The following is a 19,214-nucleotide window of genomic DNA, read 5'->3' on the forward strand; positions in this document are numbered from 1 at the left end:
CACAGAAAATTGAAAGCCGGCAGGCTCCGGAGAAACCTGTCGAAACAGCGATGCATATTAAGATTCAATTAGGAAATGGGCAAGGCTTTGGTTCCGCGACGGAAATACATCGACACCAGGGGCCACCGCGCCGGTTTCACGCGCCTTGCGAAAAAAAGGCGCGCCGGAGTTCGGCGCGCCTTGTGTCCCACAGGTGAGTCCCTGTCTTATTTCGCGGTAATGCGGTCGTCGGTATAAGGCGTGTAGCCGTTCTTTTGCGCCAGGTATTCCGACACGACATCCGCCAGGTCGGGACCGAAGTCGTAGGCGTTCATGCCCGCGGTTTCGAAGATGTCGTAGCCGTCCCCGCCACCGCGCATGTAGTTGTTGGAGACAACGCCGTAAGTCTTGTCGGGATCGAGCGGAACAAAGCCGTCGCCGTCCTTGACCATGACATCGGAAATACGTTCACCGGCTGGCTTCGACTTGTCGAAGCTGTATTTCAGCCCGGAGACCTGAGGGAAACGGCCCGCTCCATCTTCGACCTGGCTGACACCGTTTTCCAGCGCCGCCAGCACGTCCGACCCCTTCAGTTCGAAAGTCGACAGGGTGTTCTGGAACGGCAACACCGTCAGGACTTCGCCCTTGGTCACTTCACCGGCATCGATGGAGGCGCGCAGGCCACCACCGTTCTGGATGGCGATCTGGACGCCCTGCCCCTTCACGCGCTCCAGCATGGCATCGGCAACGAGAACGCCCATTTCACAGATCCCGGCCCGGCAGACATCACGCTCGCCACCGATCGGCGCTTCGGTCTGGGCAACCACTTCCTGGCGGATTTCGTCAAGCGGTTCCGCCAACTCCTTGATACGGGAAACGAGTTCGGCATTTTCCGCAATCTGGCCGTCGACGATGATCGGTTCACCAACAGCTTCGGTGATGACGCCGTTGTCGTCGAAGGTCACGTTCAGCTCACCCAGGAACTTGCCATAGGCATAGGCCTGAACAACGGCGGTCGGGGTGCCGTCCGGACCGTCGATCATGGTCGGGTACGGACCCGCGGCCTTGTCTGACGTGTTGGAGAGATAGGTATTGGAATGGCCCCCGACGATCACGTCGATGCCCGGTGCCTTGGCGGCGACTTCCTGGTCGACAGCGTAGCCGGAATGGCTGAGAACGATGATCTTTGTGACGCCTTCGGCGGCCAGTTTTTCCGCTTCGCGGGTCACCGCCTCAACCGGATCGGTAAAGGAAATATTCGCCCCCGGGCTGGCCAGCTCGTCGGTGTCTTCCGGTGTGAGACCGATCAGGCCGATCTTTTCGCCGCCGCGTTCGATCACGATGGAGGGTTTCAGGACATCGGCCAGCTGCGGTTCCTTGGAAACATCCGCATTGGACATCAACACCGGGAATTCGACCGCATCCATGAAACCGCGCAGCACTTCCGGGCCATCGTCGAATTCGTGGTTGCCGACGGTCATCCCGTCATAGCCCAGCTTGTTCATGAACTCGGCCGCGGCCTTGCCCTTGTAATAGGTGTAGAACAGCGTGCCCTGGAACTGGTCACCGCCGTCGACAAGGATCGAGTTGTTGCTGGCCGCGCGACGGTCCTTGATCACCGTATCAAGGCGTGCCGTGCCACCGAAGCACTTGCCTTCCGCGTTGTCTTCCGCACCGCAGGTGGAATCATACTTGTTGATCGGCTCGATGCGGCTGTGAAAGTCGTTCGTGTGCAGGATTGTCAGCGAATAATCGGCATAGGCCGCCGTGGACAGCGCCGTGGTTACGGACAGCACTGCGGCGCTCAGAAATAGTTTTTTCATCGGACCCTCGCCCTTGGACAGGTTGGTGATGCCGTGTCCGGGATTGTCTCCCGTCAGCGGCTCCCGGTGTTGTTTTCGACCCGCAGCAACCATCCCGGCGGCATGTCGTCTTGACAGGACACAACCGGGACCGGTGGCGCCGGGCTCGCCGGTATAAAAGGATCTTGGTGCAGTTTCATGACAGCCGCAAGAGCCGGATGCCGTGAAACTGAAAAAAATTTTGCTGGATAAATATTTTTGCAGACCTGCCCGTTAATCGCACAAATTCGCCAAACCAGCCGGTGCGCACAGAGCTGAACATGACACCTCAGGTTGAAACGGCATGCAAAATGACCGCATTCCCTGCAACGGCGGCGTGACCGGCTCAGGCGATTATCCGTCTAAATTTTGGGCAGGTCAGAAAGCAGGACGAGGAACAGGCTCACTCGTCGGGAAAATTGCTCTCGTCAATGTCGTCGGTCTCCACGACCGGAATGGTGTAACCCTCGGAAAACCAGCGGTTCAGGTCGACCTTGGCGCAGCGATCCGAGCAGAAGGGATAGTCGGCCGGGGTCGACAGTTTCGAACAGATCGGACAGGGACGCATGCGCCGTTCCGGTTTCTGACTGTCAGCCATGACTGTCTCCATTTGGTGGTGTGGAGGTGCACCGCCGTCAGGCGGCGGCCGTTGCCCAGCCCTGGTGAACCGGATATCCGGCCGTGCCGAGCAGATTTGCGGTTTCCACCAGCGGCAGGCCGACAACGGCGGGATACGACCCGACCAGTTTGACGACAAAGCTTCCCGCCAGTCCCTGGATGGCATAGCCGCCGGCCTTGCCACGCCATTCGCCGGACGCAATGTAGTCGTCCATGTCCTTGCGCGACAACCGCTTGAAGCGGACCCGGGTCTCGACCAGCTTCGACCGGACCTTGCCGTTGGCTTCGGCCACGGCCACACCGGTGAAGACACGGTGGCCACGGCCGGACAGCAACGACAGGCACATGAGGGCCTGCTCGGTCAGTTCGGCCTTCGGCAGGGCCCTGCGTCCGACGGCGACGACGGTGTCCGCGGCCAGGATGACGCTGTCTCTCAAAGGCTCCGAGGCGTCCGCCGTCTGGCGCACCGCCTCGGCCTTGGCTCGTGCAAGACGAAGCGCAAGACTGCGTGGCGTTTCGTGCTTCTTGGGAGTTTCGTCGATATCCGCGGGCAGGAGGTGGTCCGGTTCCAGACCGATCTGCTGCAGCAGCGCCAAGCGTCGCGGCGAGGCGGAAGCCAGAATCAACTGAGGAGTGCTGGTCATGTTAGCGCGCGCCTTGCAACCGGTATCACCCAGCAACCGCCTACTTGAAGCGGTAGGTGATCCGACCCTTGGTCAGGTCGTACGGGGTCATTTCAACCAGAACCTTGTCGCCCGCAAGCACGCGGATCCGGTTCTTGCGCATGCGCCCGGCGGTGTGCGCGATGATTTCGTGGTCATTTTCAAGTTTTACGCGGAACGTCGCATTCGGCAACAGTTCTGTTACGACGCCCGGAAACTCCAGAGCTTCTTCTTTGGCCATTTGATATCCTGAATATAGCGGGCCCTGCCCGCGGGTGCCGCGGAACCTAGCGGATCAGCGGGAAAAAGTGAACCTTTCTTTCCACCGCTGTGCAAAGAAACTGCAAGTCCGACATGCGCATCACCTTAACACTTGCCCGACCAGCAGCTCAGCTCCGTGTTTTCTCGGGTCCGGCACCCATTTGCCGCCACTCGTCTTCCAGAAGTGCATAATAAAACTCTTCGTCCCAGCCGCCCTTGAAGAGCGCATGTTCCCTGAAATGCGCTTCGCGGCGCATGCCGAGCCGTTCCATGACCCGCCACGAGCCGATATTCCGGGCGTCGCAGCAGGCAAAGACTCGGTGCAGGCCAAGATCCTCGAAAGCGAGCCTCAACAACGCCCGGCAGGCCTCGGTCGCAAAGCCGCGTCCCTGATGGTCCGGATTGAGGGTAAAGCCGATCGTGCCCTGCCGCGCCTCGACCGATGTCACCCGCAGCGAGACATCGCCGACAAACGCGCCGTCCCCCCGGGTTTCGACTGCAAAGGCAAGCGTGCCTTCACCTTCCAGCCGATGCATTTGTGTCCACTCCGTCAGTTTCCCCCGGATCTCCTCAAGGCTGCGCGGCTCCCAGTACTGGTAGCGCGCAATCTCCGGCAGCGACTGGTAGGCATGGATGGCCTCCGCGTCGTGCAGCGTCATCGGACGCAGCACCAGCCGCTCGGTTTCGACCGGGGACGTGACTTCGTATGTCATTGCTTCGCTGCCCCAGATCACCCGCTTGGAGGCGGCGTCCAGTCGAGGCGCTTCTTGATGCGCATCATCAACTGGTCGCGCACGGCGCGGTATTCGTTCAGAATCTGCTCCCGGCTGCCGGTGGCCACCGTCGGGTCGAGGGTCGGCCAGTATTCCACGTCGACAGCATCGGTGCGGGTCATGTCGAGGGCCTTGTGGTGGGCCTCCGGCGCCAGGGTCACCACGAGGTCGAAGCCCGATTCATCGAGGTCCTCGAAGGTCTTGGGCTGATGCCTGCTCATGTCGATGCCGATCTCGGCCATGACCGCATCGACGAACGGATCGATCTTGCCCGCCCGGACACCAGCCGAACGCACGTAAATCTGTCCCGGGAACAGTTTCGAGGTCAGGCCCTCGGCCATCGGCGAGCGCACGGAATTCATCCCGCACGCAAACAACACCGCAGTCGGACGCAGGCCCGGCCCGGTCACCTCCGTCAGCCCTTCCAGTGCAGGGCGTAAACGAGCGTGAACAGCCGACGCGCGGTCTGCATGTCCACCTCGATCTTCCCGGCGAGCCGTTCCATGAGGATCGCCGAGCCTTCGTTGTGAACACCGCGCCGGCCCATGTCGATGGCCTCGATCTGGCTGGGCGTTGCGTGGCGGATGGCCTCGTAATAGCTCTCGCAGATGAGGTCGTAGTCCTTGACGATCTTGCGCAGGGGAGACAGCGACAGAACATGGGTGACCACTTCCCTGTCGTCCTCGGTCCGGATCTGGAAGACCAGTTTCTTTTCAACGACCGACAGCCTGAGCACGTAGTTGATCGCGGGCTGGCCGACCGGCTGGAAGGCGTTTTCCTCGATCAGGTCGTAGATCGCGACCGCGCGGTCATGTTCGACCTCCGGGGTCGAACGGGAAATGGAGGCTTCGTCCAAGACCACATCGACCAGTCGGCCACCGGCCTTCTGCGGATCGGATCCCGGTTGCGGTTCGCTCATGCTCAAGAAGCCTCTCTTGTCGCGGCCTACATATTCAACCTGATGGAAACAGAGCGCGCGTGCGCCGACAACCCCTCCGATTCACCAAGCGCGATCGCGGCCGGGCCGAGCTGGCGCAGATTGTCCGGATTGCATTTGAGAACCGACGTGCGCTTGACGAATTCCAGCACCGAAAGCCCTGAGGAAAACCGGGCAGACCGCGCTGTCGGCAGAACATGGTTGGAACCGCCGACATAGTCCCCGATCGCCTCCGGGGTGTAATGTCCCAGGAAGACCGCACCGGCGTTGCGCACCTTTTTCAAGAGGGCTTCCGGATCGGTCACCGCAAGCTCCAGGTGCTCGGGTGCGATCCGGTTGGCCAGCGGCATGGCGCCGTCCAGATCGTCCACCAGGATGATCGCACCGAAATCTTCCCAACTGGCACGCGCGACATCTTCACGCGGCAGGGTCTTGAGCTGCGCCTCGACAGCTTTTTCCACCTGGTCGGCCAGGTCGGGACTGTCGGTGACCAGGATCGACTGGGCCGCCGTGTCATGCTCGGCCTGTGCCAGCAGGTCGGCCGCCACCCAGTCGGGATTGTTGCCCTCGTCGGCCAGGATCAGCACTTCGGACGGGCCCGCGATCATGTCGATACCGACCGTGCCGAACACCCGGCGCTTGGCAGCCGCCACAAAGGCATTGCCGGGGCCGACGATCTTGGCAACCGGCGCGATCGTCTCCGTACCGTAGGCGAGCGCGGCGACAGCCTGGGCACCGCCGATGCGGTAGATCTCGGAGACGCCCGCAACCCTTGCGGCCGCCAGCACCAGAGGATTGAGCACGCCGTCCGGGCTCGGCACCACCATGACGATGCGTTCCACGCCCGCGACCCGCGCCGGCACCACATTCATCAGGACGGAACTCGGATAGCTCGCCAGCCCCCCCGGCACATAAACGCCAACAGCCTCGACCGCCGTCCAGAGCGAGCCGAGTTCGACACCGATGGCGTCGGTGTAGCGGTCGTCCCTCGGCATCTGGCGGGCGTGGTGGGCCTTGATGCGGTCATGGGCGAGCTGCAGCGCGTCCAGGGTCTCCTGAGGGATCTCCGCAAGCGCGGCCTCGATCTCGGCCTCGGAGACCTTCAGGTCGTCCATGGACGCGGCGTCGAGCCGGTCGAATTTTTTCGTGTAGTCCAGGACTGCGCCATCGCCTTCGGCGCGCACCCGGTCAAGGATGTCGCGCACGATCTGGTCGACATCCTCGGAGACTTCCCGCTTTCCGGCGAGAAGTGCCGTGAACTGCTCCTCGAAACGGGCGTCACTGCTGTTCAGGCGTAGAACCACACGTTCATTCCTTCTGTCCGGCGCGTCGCGCCGTAATCCTCAAGATCGGGCTCAGCCGAAATCGTGCCGCGGCAGGTTCGGGGTCGACCAGGCGGCACCCAGGTCCGACAGCTGTGCCTCGATGCAGTCCACGGCAAGTTCCAGGCTGGCGCCTCCGGCAAAGGCAAGCAGGATCTTGCCTGCCGGCTCATCGCCGGTCTCGAAGGTCACGGCAAGCAGCTCCAGCACGGCGCCCTTGGCGGTCTGGTCGATATTCTGCGCCTTCATGGCGGAGACCTGTGCGAAGGCCAGCGCGGAGCGGCGGCGCTCATGTTCCTTGGAGCGCTTGTCGGCCTCCTTGTCCCAGACGAAGCGATTCATCACGAACACTGCCTTCTTTTCCTTCGGCAGGTAGCGAATGTCGGCAACCGTCAGGACGGCGTCCTGCAAATGGGCGGAGAGGACCTGAAGGTCTTCCTCATCAAGGGCGGCAAGTTTCAGCTGATCCATGTCGGTCTTGTTCTGATCCGGTCATTCATTCATCGGCAGGAGGCATATAGGCGATTTTTGACCTATTCCCAAGGCTGTTGACCTAATCGGGAAATCAGCGTTTGGCAATGTCGAATGCTGAAAACCGGGCTGCCGGCCCTGTCCCGGCCCAGTCCCGGAATATTCACGGCCCGTCATCCACCCGTTGGCGCAGGTCCGCCTTGACCTCGTCCAGGCTGGCGATGCGCCTGAACACGCGCCGCCCGAGCCACAGGCCGAAGATCACGAGAATCAGGCCAAGAGCCGGTCCATGGGGGGCCGGGACAAATACGACGGCGGCAAGGCCCGCAAAGGCAAAGCCGAGCTGAATCAGGAAACGGATCGTCTGGGCACCCAAGTCTTGCCCTTTCTCTTGGCGGTCTTGCTTTCCTGTCCAGCATTTCAGAAAGTGACCTCCAAGTCCTTAACCTGCAGCTGTTTTCGGCAGCTGTTTCCGGAGACGACCATGCTGAAGACGTTGACCGGGGCCGCCTTGCTGATCGCCCTGCTGGTGCCGTTCCGGGTCGCGCGGCCCAGGACCTGCCAGCAAAAGTTCTTGGCGAGACCATCTATGTTCCCGCCTATTCGCGCATTTTTTCCCATCCGAACCGCTCCGACCTGCTGGCCGCCACGCTGGCGATCCACAATGTCGACCCTGATACGCCGATCCGGCTGACGTCGGTCGAATATCACGGCGAGGACGGTACGTTGTTGCGCAGTCTTCTGGACACCCCGCGGGATCTCGCGCCGTTGCAGTCGACCACCGTGCTCATCCCGATCAACGACACCAGCGGCGGCGTCGGCGCCAATTTCCTGGCTGAATGGTCCTCGGAGCAGCCTGCCCTCAGCCCGATCGCCGAGGCGATCATGACCAGCGGCAGCGGCGGTCCCGGCCCGTCCTTCACCTCGCGCGGGCGGGTGATCGAGCGGCGGGTGGCAGAGTAGGTATTCTACTACGCGAGAATACAGAAATGCTTGGGAACGCAGAAAAACTATCGATCCGAACGGACATAAGATTTCCCTATTTGAAGGATCATCCGCTTATCGCGCTTGGATTGGGCAACTTGATACTCAGACTGTATGAAATCAATAGTCTGTTCGATCCGTTTCGCAGCTTTAAACTCATCGCAATTTAGCTTTATCCTGCTGAGCTTCCGGAAGCGTTGCTTTTGTCCGTCCGGAATACGCGGCGCTATCTTTTGAAAATCACCGTCGTGACTTACAAGCACGCACCGCTGGTCTTCAGCCACAAAGGAAACCAGAGGATCTGCCGATCCCTCAGGGATAAGTTCCCGAATGAATTCAGCCTCAAAATCAAGTTCTCGCAGCTTATTCAGTACGGAAACAGCAACATTTTCATCAAGTATGAAACGCATGCGAGCATAAGATCGACTCTACGCGCTTAACGCCAGTTCTTTTTCATGCGCAAGAGCAGCAACAATATCCGCTTCAGTCAGGGTGGGATATTCTTCCAAAATCTGCGCCGAAGTGAACCCTGCCTCATGGTAGCGGCGAATGGTTGCAGTAGGAATGCGTGTGCCAGAAATTACCCAAGAATTGCGGGCAATGTACTTGTGTCGCTCCACCTTTCCGATGGTTTCTTGGCTTCGCTTTTTTAGATCCTCTACTCGCGACTTAACTTCTTCGATCACATCGATAATCGGAAGCATAGCGAGCTGGCCGGTTTCTGCGCCTTTGACCTCATTCTGTTTTGGTCGAAGATAGTGCGGTTCACCCTTGACAACCCAGACACGTGCGTCCGCCCAATGGCTGATGCCGTCCTTTTCCATTTCCTTTGCGAGGTTTTCCAGGCGAGCAAGTCTGATTTTGTACGTCGACCTCAGTTTGGCAAGTGTCCGCAGACCAACAGCATCTCTGAAGGAATAGATACGACTGTATGCAACCGATCGGTTGTCGTAAGCATAACGAGGCACAAAGAAGCCTCTGCGGTCCCAAGCCCTCAGCTGACCTTTAGAAAGTTCAGTGATTTTAGAGACTTGGTCTTCGCTAAGAGCTGCGACAACGTTTTCAACGCCCTGTGTCATAGCTTTATCTTAGTGTCAAAATGTGAAAATGGTAGGTTAATTGCTCTCCGTACGAGCAATTTTGATCCCAGAGACGTTTTTTTCGCCTTGGTCGATTTTCAACAACAGCGAATACCCGCACTCAGCCCGAAATGCGCTCGATCTGCGCGCCGCAGCGGGTGAGCTTGTCTTCGAGGCGTTCGAAGCCCCGATCGAGGTGATAGACGCGGTTGACCGTGGTCTCGCCCTCGGCCGCCAGACCGGCGATCACCAGCGAAACGGAGGCACGCAGGTCGGTGGCCATCACCGGCGCGCCGCGCAGGGTCGACACGCCGTCGACGGTGGCCGTGCGGCCGTCGATATGGATCTGGGCGCCGAGGCGCGCCAGTTCCTGGACATGCATGAAGCGGTTTTCGAAGATGGTCTCTGTGATCCGGCTGGTGCCGCCCGCCTTGGTCATCAAGGCCATGAACTGCGCCTGCAGGTCGGTCGGGAAGCCCGGGAAGGGCTCGGTGGTGACATCCACCGGCTGGATGCCGTTGCCGTTGCGATAGACCTTGATGCCCTCCGGTGTCTGGGTGATGTCGGCGCCGGTCTGGCGCAGGGTGTCCAGCGCCGTCTCCAGCAGGTCGGACCGTGCGCCCCGCAGCAGCACGTCGCCGCCGGTCATGGCCACCGCCATGGCATAGGTGCCGGTCTCGATCCGGTCCGCGACCACCGCGTGATGGGCGCCGTGCAGACGCGGAACGCCCTGGATGCGGATGGTCGAGGTGCCCTCGCCCTCGATCTTCGCGCCCATCGCCTTCAGGCATTGCGCCAGGTCAACCACTTCCGGCTCGCAGGCGGCATTGACGATTTCGGTTTCGCCTTGGGCAAGCGTCGCGGCCATCATGATGGTGTGGGTGGCGCCGACGGAAACCTTCGGGAATTCCACCCGGCCGCCCTTGAGGCCGCCAGGCGCGCGCACGACCACGTACCCGCCCTCGATCTCGATCTCGGCGCCCAGAGCACTCAGACCGTCGATGAAGAAGTCGACGGGACGCGTGCCGATGGCACAGCCGCCGGGCAGCGACACGCGGGCCTCATGGCACCGGGCCACGAGCGGACCGATGACCCAGAAGCTGGCGCGCATCTTGGAGACGAGTTCATAGGGGGCTGTGGTGTCGACGATCTCGCGCGCGGTCAGGTTCAGCGTCTGGCCGGCCAGGTCATCCTGGCCGCTGCGCTTGCCGTTGACCGAATAGTCGACGCCGTGATTGGACAGGATCTGCATCAGCTGGGCAACGTCGCGCAGACGCGGCACGTTGGACAGCGTCAGGGTCTCGTCCGTCAGCAGGGAGGCGATCATCAGCGGCAGCGCCGCGTTCTTCGCACCCGAAATCGGGATCGTTCCGTTCAGCTCGACACCGCCAACGACCTTGATACTGTCCATCTCTGTCCCCGAACCGGACCGCGCGCCCCGCGCGGTCGTCCCATCAAAAACTCACAACAAAGTCGCGGTCTACACGCAACTTATGGCCCATGCAAGGCAGTCAGGTGCCGCAGGGCGGGCGATTTTATGGCCGCGCGTGCCGCCCGTTTCGTGGCCGTTCGCGCGGTCAACCGTCCTTGCGGGACTTGGCCGCGCTCTTGCGGCGGCGCAGATTAGCTCTCAGCGCCTCGGCCAAACGGTCTTCACGCGCCGCCGGCCGGTTCTTCTGCGCGCCCTCGCTCCCGGCACCGGCCGACCTGGACTTGGCCTCATCAACCGGTTGGCCTTTCTGGTCTTTTTCGCTCATGGCAAACCATCTTCAGATCCGAAGGCCCCTGTTTAGCAACCGCCGCCGGGCTTGCAAAGCCCCGCGCGAGCGGGTCACCATCACCGGCGCTACCACGCGGAGACAACCGGCCGGGACCGCCTGGTCCCGCGCCGCATCTTGCGCGGCCCCGGGAGGCGTCCCATGGCGGGATTGCTTGATATCCACAGGCAGGAATGGGCGGCACAATGCCCGCGTTCACGGCCAATTGCGGACTTCACGCCGTCCCTGCCCCCGCGCGGAAATCCGGCTCCCCAAAAAATGCAAATCAGCGCTTGCGTCCCACAGGCTCTTATGGCAAAAGCCCCCTCATTCCGGTCGGCACCGCTGATCGGGAGCACTCCTTGCGTCCCAACCGCCAGCGCCTGCAAGGCACCGGCCCCGACGCAAAGCCCGTCTTATAAAGACGCGCGCAGGCTGCCGTAGCTCAGGGGTAGAGCACTCCCTTGGTAAGGGAGAGGTCGAGAGTTCAAATCTCTCCGGCAGCACCATTCAAGTCATTGATCTTCCTACAAGTCCTTGTTGTCCCTCGGCACCATTGATGGCGTTCGGTCAGGTCCTCGTGCCTCTCTGTCGCCGTTCTCAGATCAGCATACGGCGCGGGTCCGCCAGCAATCCGGCGTAATAACTGAGAAACCGGGCTGCGTCGGCGCCGTTGATCACGCGGTGGTCATAGCTGAGATCGAGGGGCACCATCTGCACCGGCTGAAAGGCTTCGCCATCCCAGACCGGCACGGTCTCCGTGCGGGTGATGCCGAGGATGGCGACTTCCGGCGGGTTGACGATCGGCGTGAAGGCGGTGCCGCCGATGCCGCCCAGGCTGGAGATGGTCATCGAGGCCCCGCCCATTTCCTCCGGGCGGATCTTGCGCTCCTGGGCCCTTGAGGCCAGGTCGGTGATTTCGGACGCAATCTGCCAGAGCCCCTTGCGGTCCACATCCCGGATAACCGGCACCATCAGGCCGTGGGCCGTGTCGACGGCGATGCCGAGATGGACGTAGTCCTTCAGGATCAGGGTCTTGCCGTCGGCACTCAGCGAGGCGTTGAATTTCGGGAATTCGCGCAAGGCCCGCGCCAGCGCCCTGGCGTGAAAGGCCAGCGCCGTGAGCTTCACGCCTCTTTCCTGCGCGTCCCCCTTCCATTCCCTGCGCACATTCTCGACGGCCGTCATGTCGGCGCGGTCGTGATGGGTGACGGCGGGTATGAGAGCCTGGGCCGCGGCCATGTTGCGGGCCGCGACCTGCGCGAACCGGCTGACCGGTTCCTCGCTCACAGGCCCGTAAAGCGCATTGTCCACATCCCAGTAGGAAGTGTCCGCCCCGGTGGCCGGTGATGCGGTTTCCGGTTCACCGCCACCCTCCACATCCTCGCGGGCGATGGACGTGCGGCCAATCTCCCGGGCCAGCTTTTCAATGTCGATGCCCTTTTGCCGGGCGAGCGCCCGGACCGAGGGCGGTGCAATGACCTCTGACATGCGCTCCCCCCTACCAGCTTGCCGAAATATACTGGGTTTCCATGAATTCCAGCATGCCCTCGTGGCCACCTTCCCGGCCGAGGCCGGACTGCTTGGTGCCCCCAAAAGGCGCCGCCGGGTCGGAGACGAGGCCCCGGTTGAGACCGACCATGCCGTAGTCCAGCCGCTCGCAGACCTGGAGGCCGCGCTTCATGTCCCCGGTAAAAACATAGGCGACCAGCCCGTATTCGGTGTTGTTGGCGCGCCGGATGACGTCTCCCTGGTCGACGAAGGTCTGCAGCGCCGCCACCGGCCCAAAGATCTCGTCATGGACGCAATCCGCCGTCTCGGGCACGTTGGAGAGCACGGTCGGCATATAGAAGAAACCCTTGCCGGCCGGGACCTCGCCCCCGACCTCCACACGGGCGCCCTTGGCAACCGCATCATTGACGAATTCCGCCACCTTCTCGCGGGTTTCCGCGTTGACCAGCGGCCCGACATCCACCATTGGATCGAGGCCGTCGCCGACCTTCAGCCTGCCCATGGCCTCGGCGAGACGCCGGGTGAATTCCGGTGCGATCGCCTCTTGCACATAGATGCGGTTGGCGGCCGTGCAGGCTTCGCCGAGATTGCGCATCTTGGCCAGCATCGCGCCTTCGACGGCGACATCGAGATCGGCGTCGTCGAACACGATCAGCGGCGCATTGCCGCCAAGTTCCATGGCCGGTTTCAGCACCTGGTCCGCCGCCGAATGCAGCAGCTTGCGCCCCACCGCCGTCGAGCCGGTGAAGGACACCACCCGAACGCGCGGATCGTGCAGCATGTGATCGACCAGCGCGCCGGTGCGTTTCGACGGCAGCACGTTGACGAGCCCGGCCGGCACGCCGGCTTCCTCCAGCAACGGCATCAGCGCCAGCATGGTGAGCGGCGTTTCGGAGGCCGGCTTGATGATGACGGCGCAGCCCGCCGCCAGCGCCGGGGCGATCTTGCGGGTGCCCATCGCGGCGGGGTAGTTCCAGGGCGTCACCAGCACCGCCAGGCCGGCGGGCTTGTGCTGGACCATGATGCGGGCTCCGGAGGCCGGCGCATGCGTCACGAGACCGTCCGCGCGCACGGCTTCCTCGGCAAACCAGCGGAAGAACTCGGCCGCATAGGTCGCCTCGCCGATGGCATCACCCCGTGCCTTGCCGTTTTCCAAAGTGATCAGCCGGGCAAAATGCTCCAGGCGCCCGGTCATCAGCTCCCAGGCCTTGCGCAGGACTTCCGAGCGCTGGCGCGGCGTCCGCGCGGCCCAGTCGGCCATGGCCCTTTCTGCCGCATCGAGGGCAGCGTTGGCGTCCTCGATCTCCGCCGAGGCGACGGAGGCAATCACCTCTTCCGTGGCCGGGTTCAGGACATCGAAGCGCTCGCCGCCAGAGCCCTGGCGCCAGGTCCCGTCAATATAAAGATCCGTATAATCCATGATGTACCCCGGGGGTCAGAGCAGGTGGCGGAGCGGCTGCTCCATCCGGCCCGCGAAATTGGAAAGAAGATCGAGCGCCTCGTCAGCGCTCAGCTGAACCGTGCCGCATTCAAGGGTCAGGCACAAACCGGTCCCCGAGCGGGTGATGCTGATGGCCGGGCTGTCGCCCGCCCCCAGCCGAACCCCGCTGATGCGGCTGTCACGCAGGTCGCGCAGGATGAGGTCCGGAACGGTTTCCGGCTCCACCTTCGACACGTCGCCGAGCAGGGTCGACGGCACGGAATAGACCCGGCTGGAGCCGAACCTCTCGACCGCGACCGTCACCGGCAGGGTTTTGCCGCTTGCTCCGGCAAGTCCGGCCAGCAGGGCACCGGTGTCGGCCAGCCCTGCGCTTTTCGCCGCCCAGTCCGAGAAGTCGGCGAAACCGTCTCCGGGAATGTCCGCTGTCAGATGGCATGCCGAAACCGCTGCGGCGCTTGCCGAAACTTTCGCCGGCAAGGCCCTGAGCGCTTCCAGATCCCTGACGTGGAACGGCTGGGCGTGACCGGCTTCGGCCAGACGGCCCAGATCCAGCCCCTGTTCCCGGGCAAGGCGTTTTGCCTTCGGAGAGGCCAGGATCCTGCCTCCTTGTCGCGCGTGCTCGAGCGTTCGGGCCGGTAGCGATGGCGCCGGGACGGGCGCTGCCGCTGTCTCCGGTTCCGGTTCCGGTTCCGGTTCCGAGACCGGTTCCGGTCCTTCGGGCGAAGAGGCCGCGGGTGCCCGGGAGCCTGCGCTACGCGTGATGGGAGCCTCCGGTTTTTCCGCACTGATCACCGCGATCACCTGGCCGACCGGCACGTCTTCGCCCGCTTCGGCAAGCAGCGCCGCGACGTAGCCGTCCCGGCCCGCGTTGACCTCCACGGTGCTCTTGTCGGTCTCGACCTCGAACAGCACGTCGTCGGCCGCGACCTGATCGCCGGGCTGCTTCAGCCAGCCGACCAGCAGCCCCGTGTCCTGGGCCATGCCGAGTGTCGGCATGATGACGTCGCGACCCTCGATTTCGGCAGGCTCTTTCGGCAAATTGACCGGTTCGTTGGTCTCATCGGCTCCGCTGCCGGTGCTCCTGCCGTCCGGTGTCTCGGAGATCAGGGCAATCACCTGGCCGACGGGCACATTGCTGCCGGCCTCGGCGGTGACCTCGGTCAGGTAGCCCGGCTTCGGCGCCTCGACTTCCATGGCGGCCTTGTCGGTTTCCACCTCGAAAAGCACGTCACCCGCCGCCACCGCCTCCCCCGGCTGCTTGTGCCAGGCCAGGATCTGGCCCGTGTCCTGGGCCATGCCCAGCGCGGGCATGATCACCTCATGCGGCATGGACCAGCTCCCCGCGGCAGATCCTGCGCGCGTTTTCAACGACACCGGCCGCCGTCGGCACGGTGATGTCCTCAAGCGCCGGCGAGAACGGCACCGGCACATCCATGGCGCCCATGCGGATCACCGGTGCATCCAGATGATAGAAGGCCTTTTCGCTGATGCGCGCCGCGATTTCCGCCGTGACGCCGTAGCTCTGGTGGCCCTCGTCGATGACGATGGCGCGCGACGTCTTGCGGACGGAGGCCAGGATCGTTTCCTCGTCAAGCGGCACGATTGTGCGCGGGTCGATGATCTCGGCGCTGATGCCCTCCCCGGCCAGCGTTTCCGCGGCTTCCTCGGCCACCTGCACCATCGAGGAGGTCGCGACCAGCGTCACGTCACGGCCCTCCCGCTTGATATGCGCCTCGCCGAAGGGGATCAGGTATTCCTCCTCCGGCACGGGAGCCTTGTCGTTGTACATCAGCTTGTCTTCGAAGATGACGACCGGGTTGTTGTCCCGTATCGCGGTCTTCATCAGACCCTTGGCCTCATAGGCCGTAGACGGCATCGCCACCTTCAGCCCAGGAATATGGGCGACCAGTGCCTGCAGCGACTGGCTGTGCTGTGCGGCGGAGCGGCGTGTCGCGCCCATGTTGGTGCGGAGCACCAGCGGCACGGTCAGCTTGCCGCCGGACATGTAATGGGTCTTGGCCGCCTGGTTGCAGAGCTGGTCCATGACGAGATAGAGAAAATCGCCGAACATCAGGTCGACGATCGGTCTCAGGCCCGTCATGGCCGCGCCGACGGCAATGCCCATGAAGCCGGGTTCGGAGATCGGCGTGTCGATGATCCGTTCCGTGCCGAATTCCTCGACCAGGCCGGACAGGACCTTGAACGGCGTACCGGCCTCGGCGACGTCCTCGCCAAGGAGAACGATTGCCGGATCGCGGCGCATTTCCTCCGCGATGGCTTCGTTGACGGCTTTGGACAGGGTGATTTCACGTGTCATGGCGTCTCTCCTCAGGCCGCCGTCTCGGCATAGACATGCATGTCGACTTCGCGCTGGTCCGGATATTTCGCGTCGAGCGCATAGGCGACGGCAGCCTCCGCGTCGGCTTCGATCTCCTTGTCGATGGCGACCAGCTCGTCGGCGGTCATGATCTTTTCCGCGATCAGCCACTTGCCGAAATTGGTGATCGGGTCACGGACCTTTTTCCACTCGGCCTCCTCGTCCCTGGAACGGTAATAGTCGCGGTTGATGTCGCCGACGTGGTGGCCGTGATAGCGGTAGGTGTCGAGCTCGATGAAGAAGGGCCCCTCGCCCTTGCGGCAGCGCTCGCTGAGCTGTTCGGCCAGCTTGTTGACCGCCAGAACATCCTGGCCGTCGACCTTGAAGCTCTCGATGCCGAAGGCTTCGGCGCGGGCCGTCAGCGATCCGGCGGCGATCTCTTCCGTCTTTGTGTATTCGCTGTAGCCGTTGTTCTCGCAGGCATAGATTACCGGCAGCTTCCAGAGCGCGGCCATGTTCATGACCTCGTACCAGAGCCCCTGCGCCGTCGCGCCGTCGCCGAAGAAGCAGACTGTGACCTGCTTGTTTCCAAGCGTCTTCGCCGACAGGGCCGAGCCTGTGGCGATCCCCATGGACCCGCCGACAATGGCGTTGGCACCGAGATTGCCGTTGGCCTGGTCGGCAATGTGCATCGACCCGCCCTTGCCGCGGCAATAGCCCTCCTCCTTGCCCAGCAGCTCGCAGAACATTTCCCTGAACTCCGCGCCCTTGGCAACGCAGTGGCCATGGCCGCGGTGGGTGGAGGTAATCTTGTCCTCCGGCGTCAGCGCCTCACAGATGCCGACGGCCACCGCTTCCTGTCCGGAATACATGTGCGTCAGGCCGGGCATCTTGGCGGAGAGATACAGCTGGTTGGCGTTGTCCTCGAAGGCACGGATACGGACCATCTGCCTGTACATGCGCAGATAGTCTTCCGTGTTGTGCTTCTTTTTCGCTATGGCAGCGCTCATCTTGATGTCCCTTGAAACTCTCGGCCCCAGACAGAACCCGGCCCGTTAGGGCAGGCCGGGTCAGACGGGCCGGTCAGTACCGGTTGGCGATCGGAAGCTCTTCGGCCGGGAACAGGCTGATGACCTCGACGCCCGTGTCGGTGACGACCACCTCTTCCTCGATGCGGGCCGCCGAGTAGCCGTCCGCCGCCGGGCAATAGGTCTCCAGGGCGAAGACCATGCCGGTCTTGATCTCCATCGGGTGATCCAGCGAGACCGCGCGCGAGATGATCGGCCGCTCATGCAGGGCCAGGCCGAGCCCGTGGCCGAACTGCAGGCCGAAGGCAGCCTCCTCGCTCGGGAAGCCGAATTCCTCCGCCTTTGGCCAGACGGCAGCCACCTTGTCGGTGGAAACGCCGGGCTTGATCATCTCGATCGACGCGTCGATCCACTCGCGCGCCTTCACATAGGCGTCGTGCTGGGCCGGCGTGGCGCGGCCGATGTTGAAGGTGCGGTAGTAGCAGGTCCGGTAGCCCTGGTAGGATTGCAGGATGTCGAAGAAGGCCTGGTCGCCGGGCCGGAAATAGCGGTCGGTGAAGTTGTGCGGATGCGGATTGCAGCGCTCGCCGGAGATCGCGTTGATCGCCTCGACATCGTCCGAGCCCATTTCGTAGAGCATCTTGTTGGACAGGGCGACGATGTCGTTCTCGCGAATGCCCGGTTTCAGCTCCTCGTAGATCATGTGGTAGACGCCGTCGACCATGGACGCCGCCTGGGTGAGCAGCTGGATCTCGTCCCAGTTCTTGATCTCGCGCGCCGCCAGCATGATCTGCTGGCCGTCGATGACGTTCAGGCCTTCTTCCTGCAGTGCGTGGAACATGGCCGTCTCGGCATAATCGACGCCGACCGGCATGTCGGCCATGCCGGCATCGCGGATCAGGCCGGCAATGTCCCTTGCGTATTTGCGCATCAGGCCGAATTCCGGCGGGATGGTGCCGCGCATGCCGACGACGCCGGCCAGGCAATGGTCGGGCTCCAGCCAGTCGGAGAACTTCTTGTGGTGATAGGCGGCAGAGCCGAAGTCCCAGACATAGGGGGAATCGTCGCCGGTCAGCAGGCAGAAGCGGCACATCTTGTCCCGCTCCCACTCGCCGATCTTGGTCGCCGACACGTAGCGGATGTTGTTGACGTCGAAAAGCAGCAGCGTGCCGGCCGGCGAGGCCTTCAGGGCTTCCCTTGTACGGGACAGGCGGTAGCGGCGCAGGCGGTCATGGTCGATGCGGCGTTCAAAATCCACCGAGGTATGGCCCCAGGCAGGCAGGCGGTTCTCCCATCTCCAGTTCGGATCGAGATCTTGAGGCGTCAGCAGGTTCGGTGTCAGTGCGCGGGACATGAGCTTCTCCTTCAGGCGCAGCATGCCGCGCCTGTTCCCATTGAATATCAGTAGGTTACGTCGTTATTGCATGATCATGCCGCCATCGATCATGATGAGCTGGCCGGTCATGTAGTCACTTTCGTCGGAACACAGGAACGCGGCGGTTCCCTTGACATCGTCGGGCGTGGACAGCTGCTTCATCAGGATCATGGTCTGGGCCAGGTGATCCATCGACTGGCCTTCCTTCTCGAACATTCCGATCTCGACGAGATCCTTGTCGAGCTGTTCCCAGAGTTCGGTCTTCACCACCCCCGGGCCGTAGCCGTTCACCGTGATCTTGTGTTCCCAGAGCGCCTTGGCCCCGCCGATGATCATCGCGAGCGCGCAGTATTTGGAACAGGAATAGGGCACCACATCGAGAAACGCCGTGCGCGAGACGATGCTGCCCACATTGATGATCTTGTAGGGATGATCGTCCATCGGTCCCTGGGCGATCATCTTCTTGGCCGCCTCCTGCATGCCGAACAGCATGCCCTTGGCGTTGATGTTCATGATCAGGTCCCAGTTGTCCTCGTCGATGTCGAGAAACATCTTGGGTTTGTTCACGCCGGCATTGTTGATCATGATGTTGATCGAACCGAACTCCTCCGCCGTCGCGTTGACAGCGGATGTGTGGTCACCGCGTTTGGTGACGTCGAGCCCGAACGCGATTGCCCTGCCGTTGCCGGCCGCGTTGATCCGGCCGGCGACCTCGTTGACCCCGTCGACATTGATGTCACCCAGCGCGACATTGGCCCCCTGCGCGGCAAAATACTCCGCGTTGGCAGCCCCCATGCCCTGTGCGGCACCGGTGATCAGAATGTTCTTTCCCTTAAGGCGTTCGGGGTCCATGAATT

22 protein-coding genes and 1 tRNA gene are annotated in these 19,214 nt (G+C 62.6%); 2 read left to right on the forward strand and 21 right to left on the reverse strand.

The window, feature by feature from the left end:
• Nucleotides 1-206: 206 nt before the first annotated feature.
• From O6760_RS29655 to O6760_RS29700, 10 genes are all read right to left on the reverse strand, one after another.
• Nucleotides 207-1,802, reverse strand: coding sequence for a bifunctional metallophosphatase/5'-nucleotidase (locus tag O6760_RS29655; RefSeq protein WP_269583254.1), 1,596 nt, complete (start codon nucleotides 1,800-1,802; stop codon nucleotides 207-209).
• A 421-nt stretch (nucleotides 1,803-2,223) separates the two neighbouring features.
• A complete protein-coding gene (gene yacG, locus O6760_RS29660) occupies nucleotides 2,224-2,418 on the reverse strand; it encodes a DNA gyrase inhibitor YacG (protein WP_269583255.1) in 195 nt (64 codons plus the stop codon).
• 37 nt (nucleotides 2,419-2,455) lie between these two features.
• On the reverse strand, nucleotides 2,456-3,082 hold the full coding sequence (locus O6760_RS29665; RefSeq protein WP_269583256.1) for a Maf-like protein: 627 nt from the start codon (nucleotides 3,080-3,082) through the stop codon (nucleotides 2,456-2,458).
• Between the two features lie 40 nt (nucleotides 3,083-3,122).
• Nucleotides 3,123-3,341 (reverse strand): translation initiation factor IF-1, encoded by a 219-nt coding sequence (infA, locus tag O6760_RS29670; protein ID WP_006939340.1) that lies wholly within the window; start codon nucleotides 3,339-3,341, stop codon nucleotides 3,123-3,125.
• A 148-nt stretch (nucleotides 3,342-3,489) separates the two neighbouring features.
• Nucleotides 3,490-4,074 (reverse strand): GNAT family N-acetyltransferase, encoded by a 585-nt coding sequence (locus tag O6760_RS29675; protein WP_269583257.1) that lies wholly within the window; start codon nucleotides 4,072-4,074, stop codon nucleotides 3,490-3,492.
• A gap of 17 nt (nucleotides 4,075-4,091) precedes the next feature.
• On the reverse strand, nucleotides 4,092-4,496 hold the full coding sequence (locus O6760_RS29680) for an arsenate-mycothiol transferase ArsC (RefSeq protein WP_269583258.1): 405 nt from the start codon (nucleotides 4,494-4,496) through the stop codon (nucleotides 4,092-4,094).
• Nucleotides 4,497-4,549: 53 nt separating this feature from the next.
• The gene (locus tag O6760_RS29685; protein ID WP_269583259.1) at nucleotides 4,550-5,053 is read right to left on the reverse strand and encodes a UPF0262 family protein; all 504 of its coding nucleotides are present in this window, start codon (nucleotides 5,051-5,053) and stop codon (nucleotides 4,550-4,552) included.
• A gap of 26 nt (nucleotides 5,054-5,079) precedes the next feature.
• Complete coding sequence (gene hisD, locus O6760_RS29690) at nucleotides 5,080-6,375, reverse strand: histidinol dehydrogenase (RefSeq protein WP_269583260.1); 1,296 nt, start codon at nucleotides 6,373-6,375, stop codon at nucleotides 5,080-5,082.
• A 51-nt stretch (nucleotides 6,376-6,426) separates the two neighbouring features.
• Entirely contained in the window at nucleotides 6,427-6,864 is a 438-nt protein-coding gene (locus tag O6760_RS29695) for a DUF2948 family protein (protein WP_269583261.1), read from the reverse strand.
• 163 nt (nucleotides 6,865-7,027) lie between these two features.
• Complete coding sequence (locus O6760_RS29700; protein ID WP_269583262.1) at nucleotides 7,028-7,240, reverse strand: hypothetical protein; 213 nt, start codon at nucleotides 7,238-7,240, stop codon at nucleotides 7,028-7,030.
• Between the two features lie 260 nt (nucleotides 7,241-7,500).
• On the opposite strand from O6760_RS29700, the gene O6760_RS29705 reads away from it, so the two are divergent.
• Nucleotides 7,501-7,827, forward strand: coding sequence for a DUF3124 domain-containing protein (locus O6760_RS29705; protein ID WP_269586380.1), 327 nt, complete (start codon nucleotides 7,501-7,503; stop codon nucleotides 7,825-7,827).
• Nucleotides 7,828-7,874: 47 nt separating this feature from the next.
• On the opposite strand, the gene O6760_RS29710 is transcribed toward O6760_RS29705, so the two are convergent.
• The 4 genes from O6760_RS29710 to O6760_RS29725 form a co-directional block, all read right to left on the reverse strand.
• Nucleotides 7,875-8,258 (reverse strand): DUF5615 family PIN-like protein, encoded by a 384-nt coding sequence (locus O6760_RS29710; protein WP_269583263.1) that lies wholly within the window; start codon nucleotides 8,256-8,258, stop codon nucleotides 7,875-7,877.
• Nucleotides 8,259-8,276: 18 nt separating this feature from the next.
• On the reverse strand, nucleotides 8,277-8,927 hold the full coding sequence (locus tag O6760_RS29715) for a DUF433 domain-containing protein (protein ID WP_269583264.1): 651 nt from the start codon (nucleotides 8,925-8,927) through the stop codon (nucleotides 8,277-8,279).
• Nucleotides 8,928-9,048: 121 nt separating this feature from the next.
• Entirely contained in the window at nucleotides 9,049-10,338 is a 1,290-nt protein-coding gene (gene murA / locus O6760_RS29720; RefSeq protein ID WP_269583265.1) for a UDP-N-acetylglucosamine 1-carboxyvinyltransferase, read from the reverse strand.
• A gap of 166 nt (nucleotides 10,339-10,504) precedes the next feature.
• Nucleotides 10,505-10,684 (reverse strand): hypothetical protein, encoded by a 180-nt coding sequence (locus O6760_RS29725; protein WP_269583266.1) that lies wholly within the window; start codon nucleotides 10,682-10,684, stop codon nucleotides 10,505-10,507.
• Nucleotides 10,685-11,118: 434 nt separating this feature from the next.
• Here O6760_RS29725 and O6760_RS29730 point away from each other — a divergent pair.
• Nucleotides 11,119-11,193, forward strand: a tRNA-Thr gene (locus tag O6760_RS29730).
• Between the two features lie 91 nt (nucleotides 11,194-11,284).
• On the opposite strand, the gene O6760_RS29735 is transcribed toward O6760_RS29730, so the two are convergent.
• From O6760_RS29735 to O6760_RS29765, 7 genes are all read right to left on the reverse strand, one after another.
• Nucleotides 11,285-12,175, reverse strand: a complete 891-nt coding sequence (locus O6760_RS29735; protein ID WP_269583267.1) for a 2-oxo acid dehydrogenase subunit E2 — start codon at nucleotides 12,173-12,175, stop codon at nucleotides 11,285-11,287.
• Nucleotides 12,176-12,185: 10 nt separating this feature from the next.
• The gene (locus O6760_RS29740) at nucleotides 12,186-13,616 is read right to left on the reverse strand and encodes an NAD-dependent succinate-semialdehyde dehydrogenase (RefSeq protein ID WP_269583268.1); all 1,431 of its coding nucleotides are present in this window, start codon (nucleotides 13,614-13,616) and stop codon (nucleotides 12,186-12,188) included.
• Between the two features lie 15 nt (nucleotides 13,617-13,631).
• A complete protein-coding gene (locus O6760_RS29745) occupies nucleotides 13,632-14,966 on the reverse strand; it encodes a biotin/lipoyl-containing protein (protein ID WP_269583269.1) in 1,335 nt (444 codons plus the stop codon).
• Nucleotides 14,956-15,954, reverse strand: coding sequence for an alpha-ketoacid dehydrogenase subunit beta (locus O6760_RS29750; RefSeq protein ID WP_269583270.1), 999 nt, complete (start codon nucleotides 15,952-15,954; stop codon nucleotides 14,956-14,958). Before O6760_RS29750 ends, O6760_RS29745 begins: the two co-directional genes overlap by 11 nt.
• A gap of 11 nt (nucleotides 15,955-15,965) precedes the next feature.
• Entirely contained in the window at nucleotides 15,966-16,964 is a 999-nt protein-coding gene (locus tag O6760_RS29755; RefSeq protein WP_269583271.1) for a thiamine pyrophosphate-dependent dehydrogenase E1 component subunit alpha, read from the reverse strand.
• A gap of 73 nt (nucleotides 16,965-17,037) precedes the next feature.
• Nucleotides 17,038-18,336 (reverse strand): M24 family metallopeptidase, encoded by a 1,299-nt coding sequence (locus O6760_RS29760; RefSeq protein ID WP_269583272.1) that lies wholly within the window; start codon nucleotides 18,334-18,336, stop codon nucleotides 17,038-17,040.
• Between the two features lie 63 nt (nucleotides 18,337-18,399).
• On the reverse strand, nucleotides 18,400-19,209 hold the full coding sequence (locus tag O6760_RS29765) for an SDR family NAD(P)-dependent oxidoreductase (protein ID WP_269583273.1): 810 nt from the start codon (nucleotides 19,207-19,209) through the stop codon (nucleotides 18,400-18,402).
• Between the last annotated feature and the right edge of the window lie 5 nt (nucleotides 19,210-19,214).

The organism is Roseibium sp. Sym1, from assembly GCF_027359675.1.
GTDB lineage: Bacteria > Pseudomonadota > Alphaproteobacteria > Rhizobiales > Stappiaceae > Roseibium.

Bases quoted from the DNA above. Each gene is read 5' to 3' on its own strand.
- O6760_RS29655 (WP_269583254.1), bottom strand. From the start codon at position 1,802: ATGAAAAAACTATTTCTGAGCGCCGCAGTGCTGTCCGTAACCACGGCG.
- yacG (WP_269583255.1), bottom strand. From the start codon at position 2,418: ATGGCTGACAGTCAGAAACCGGAACGGCGCATGCGTCCCTGTCCGATC.
- O6760_RS29665 (WP_269583256.1), bottom strand. From the start codon at position 3,082: ATGACCAGCACTCCTCAGTTGATTCTGGCTTCCGCCTCGCCGCGACGC.
- infA (WP_006939340.1), bottom strand. From the start codon at position 3,341: ATGGCCAAAGAAGAAGCTCTGGAGTTTCCGGGCGTCGTAACAGAACTG.
- O6760_RS29675 (WP_269583257.1), bottom strand. From the start codon at position 4,074: ATGACATACGAAGTCACGTCCCCGGTCGAAACCGAGCGGCTGGTGCTG.
- O6760_RS29680 (WP_269583258.1), bottom strand. From the start codon at position 4,496: ATGAATTCCGTGCGCTCGCCGATGGCCGAGGGCCTGACCTCGAAACTG.
- O6760_RS29685 (WP_269583259.1), bottom strand. From the start codon at position 5,053: ATGAGCGAACCGCAACCGGGATCCGATCCGCAGAAGGCCGGTGGCCGA.
- O6760_RS29695 (WP_269583261.1), bottom strand. From the start codon at position 6,864: ATGGATCAGCTGAAACTTGCCGCCCTTGATGAGGAAGACCTTCAGGTC.
- O6760_RS29710 (WP_269583263.1), bottom strand. From the start codon at position 8,258: ATGCGTTTCATACTTGATGAAAATGTTGCTGTTTCCGTACTGAATAAG.
- O6760_RS29715 (WP_269583264.1), bottom strand. From the start codon at position 8,927: ATGACACAGGGCGTTGAAAACGTTGTCGCAGCTCTTAGCGAAGACCAA.
- murA (WP_269583265.1), bottom strand. From the start codon at position 10,338: ATGGACAGTATCAAGGTCGTTGGCGGTGTCGAGCTGAACGGAACGATC.
- O6760_RS29725 (WP_269583266.1), bottom strand. From the start codon at position 10,684: ATGAGCGAAAAAGACCAGAAAGGCCAACCGGTTGATGAGGCCAAGTCC.
- O6760_RS29735 (WP_269583267.1), bottom strand. From the start codon at position 12,175: ATGTCAGAGGTCATTGCACCGCCCTCGGTCCGGGCGCTCGCCCGGCAA.
- O6760_RS29740 (WP_269583268.1), bottom strand. From the start codon at position 13,616: ATGGATTATACGGATCTTTATATTGACGGGACCTGGCGCCAGGGCTCT.
- O6760_RS29745 (WP_269583269.1), bottom strand. From the start codon at position 14,966: ATGCCGCATGAGGTGATCATGCCCGCGCTGGGCATGGCCCAGGACACG.
- O6760_RS29750 (WP_269583270.1), bottom strand. From the start codon at position 15,954: ATGACACGTGAAATCACCCTGTCCAAAGCCGTCAACGAAGCCATCGCG.
- O6760_RS29755 (WP_269583271.1), bottom strand. From the start codon at position 16,964: ATGAGCGCTGCCATAGCGAAAAAGAAGCACAACACGGAAGACTATCTG.
- O6760_RS29760 (WP_269583272.1), bottom strand. From the start codon at position 18,336: ATGTCCCGCGCACTGACACCGAACCTGCTGACGCCTCAAGATCTCGAT.
- O6760_RS29765 (WP_269583273.1), bottom strand. From the start codon at position 19,209: ATGGACCCCGAACGCCTTAAGGGAAAGAACATTCTGATCACCGGTGCC.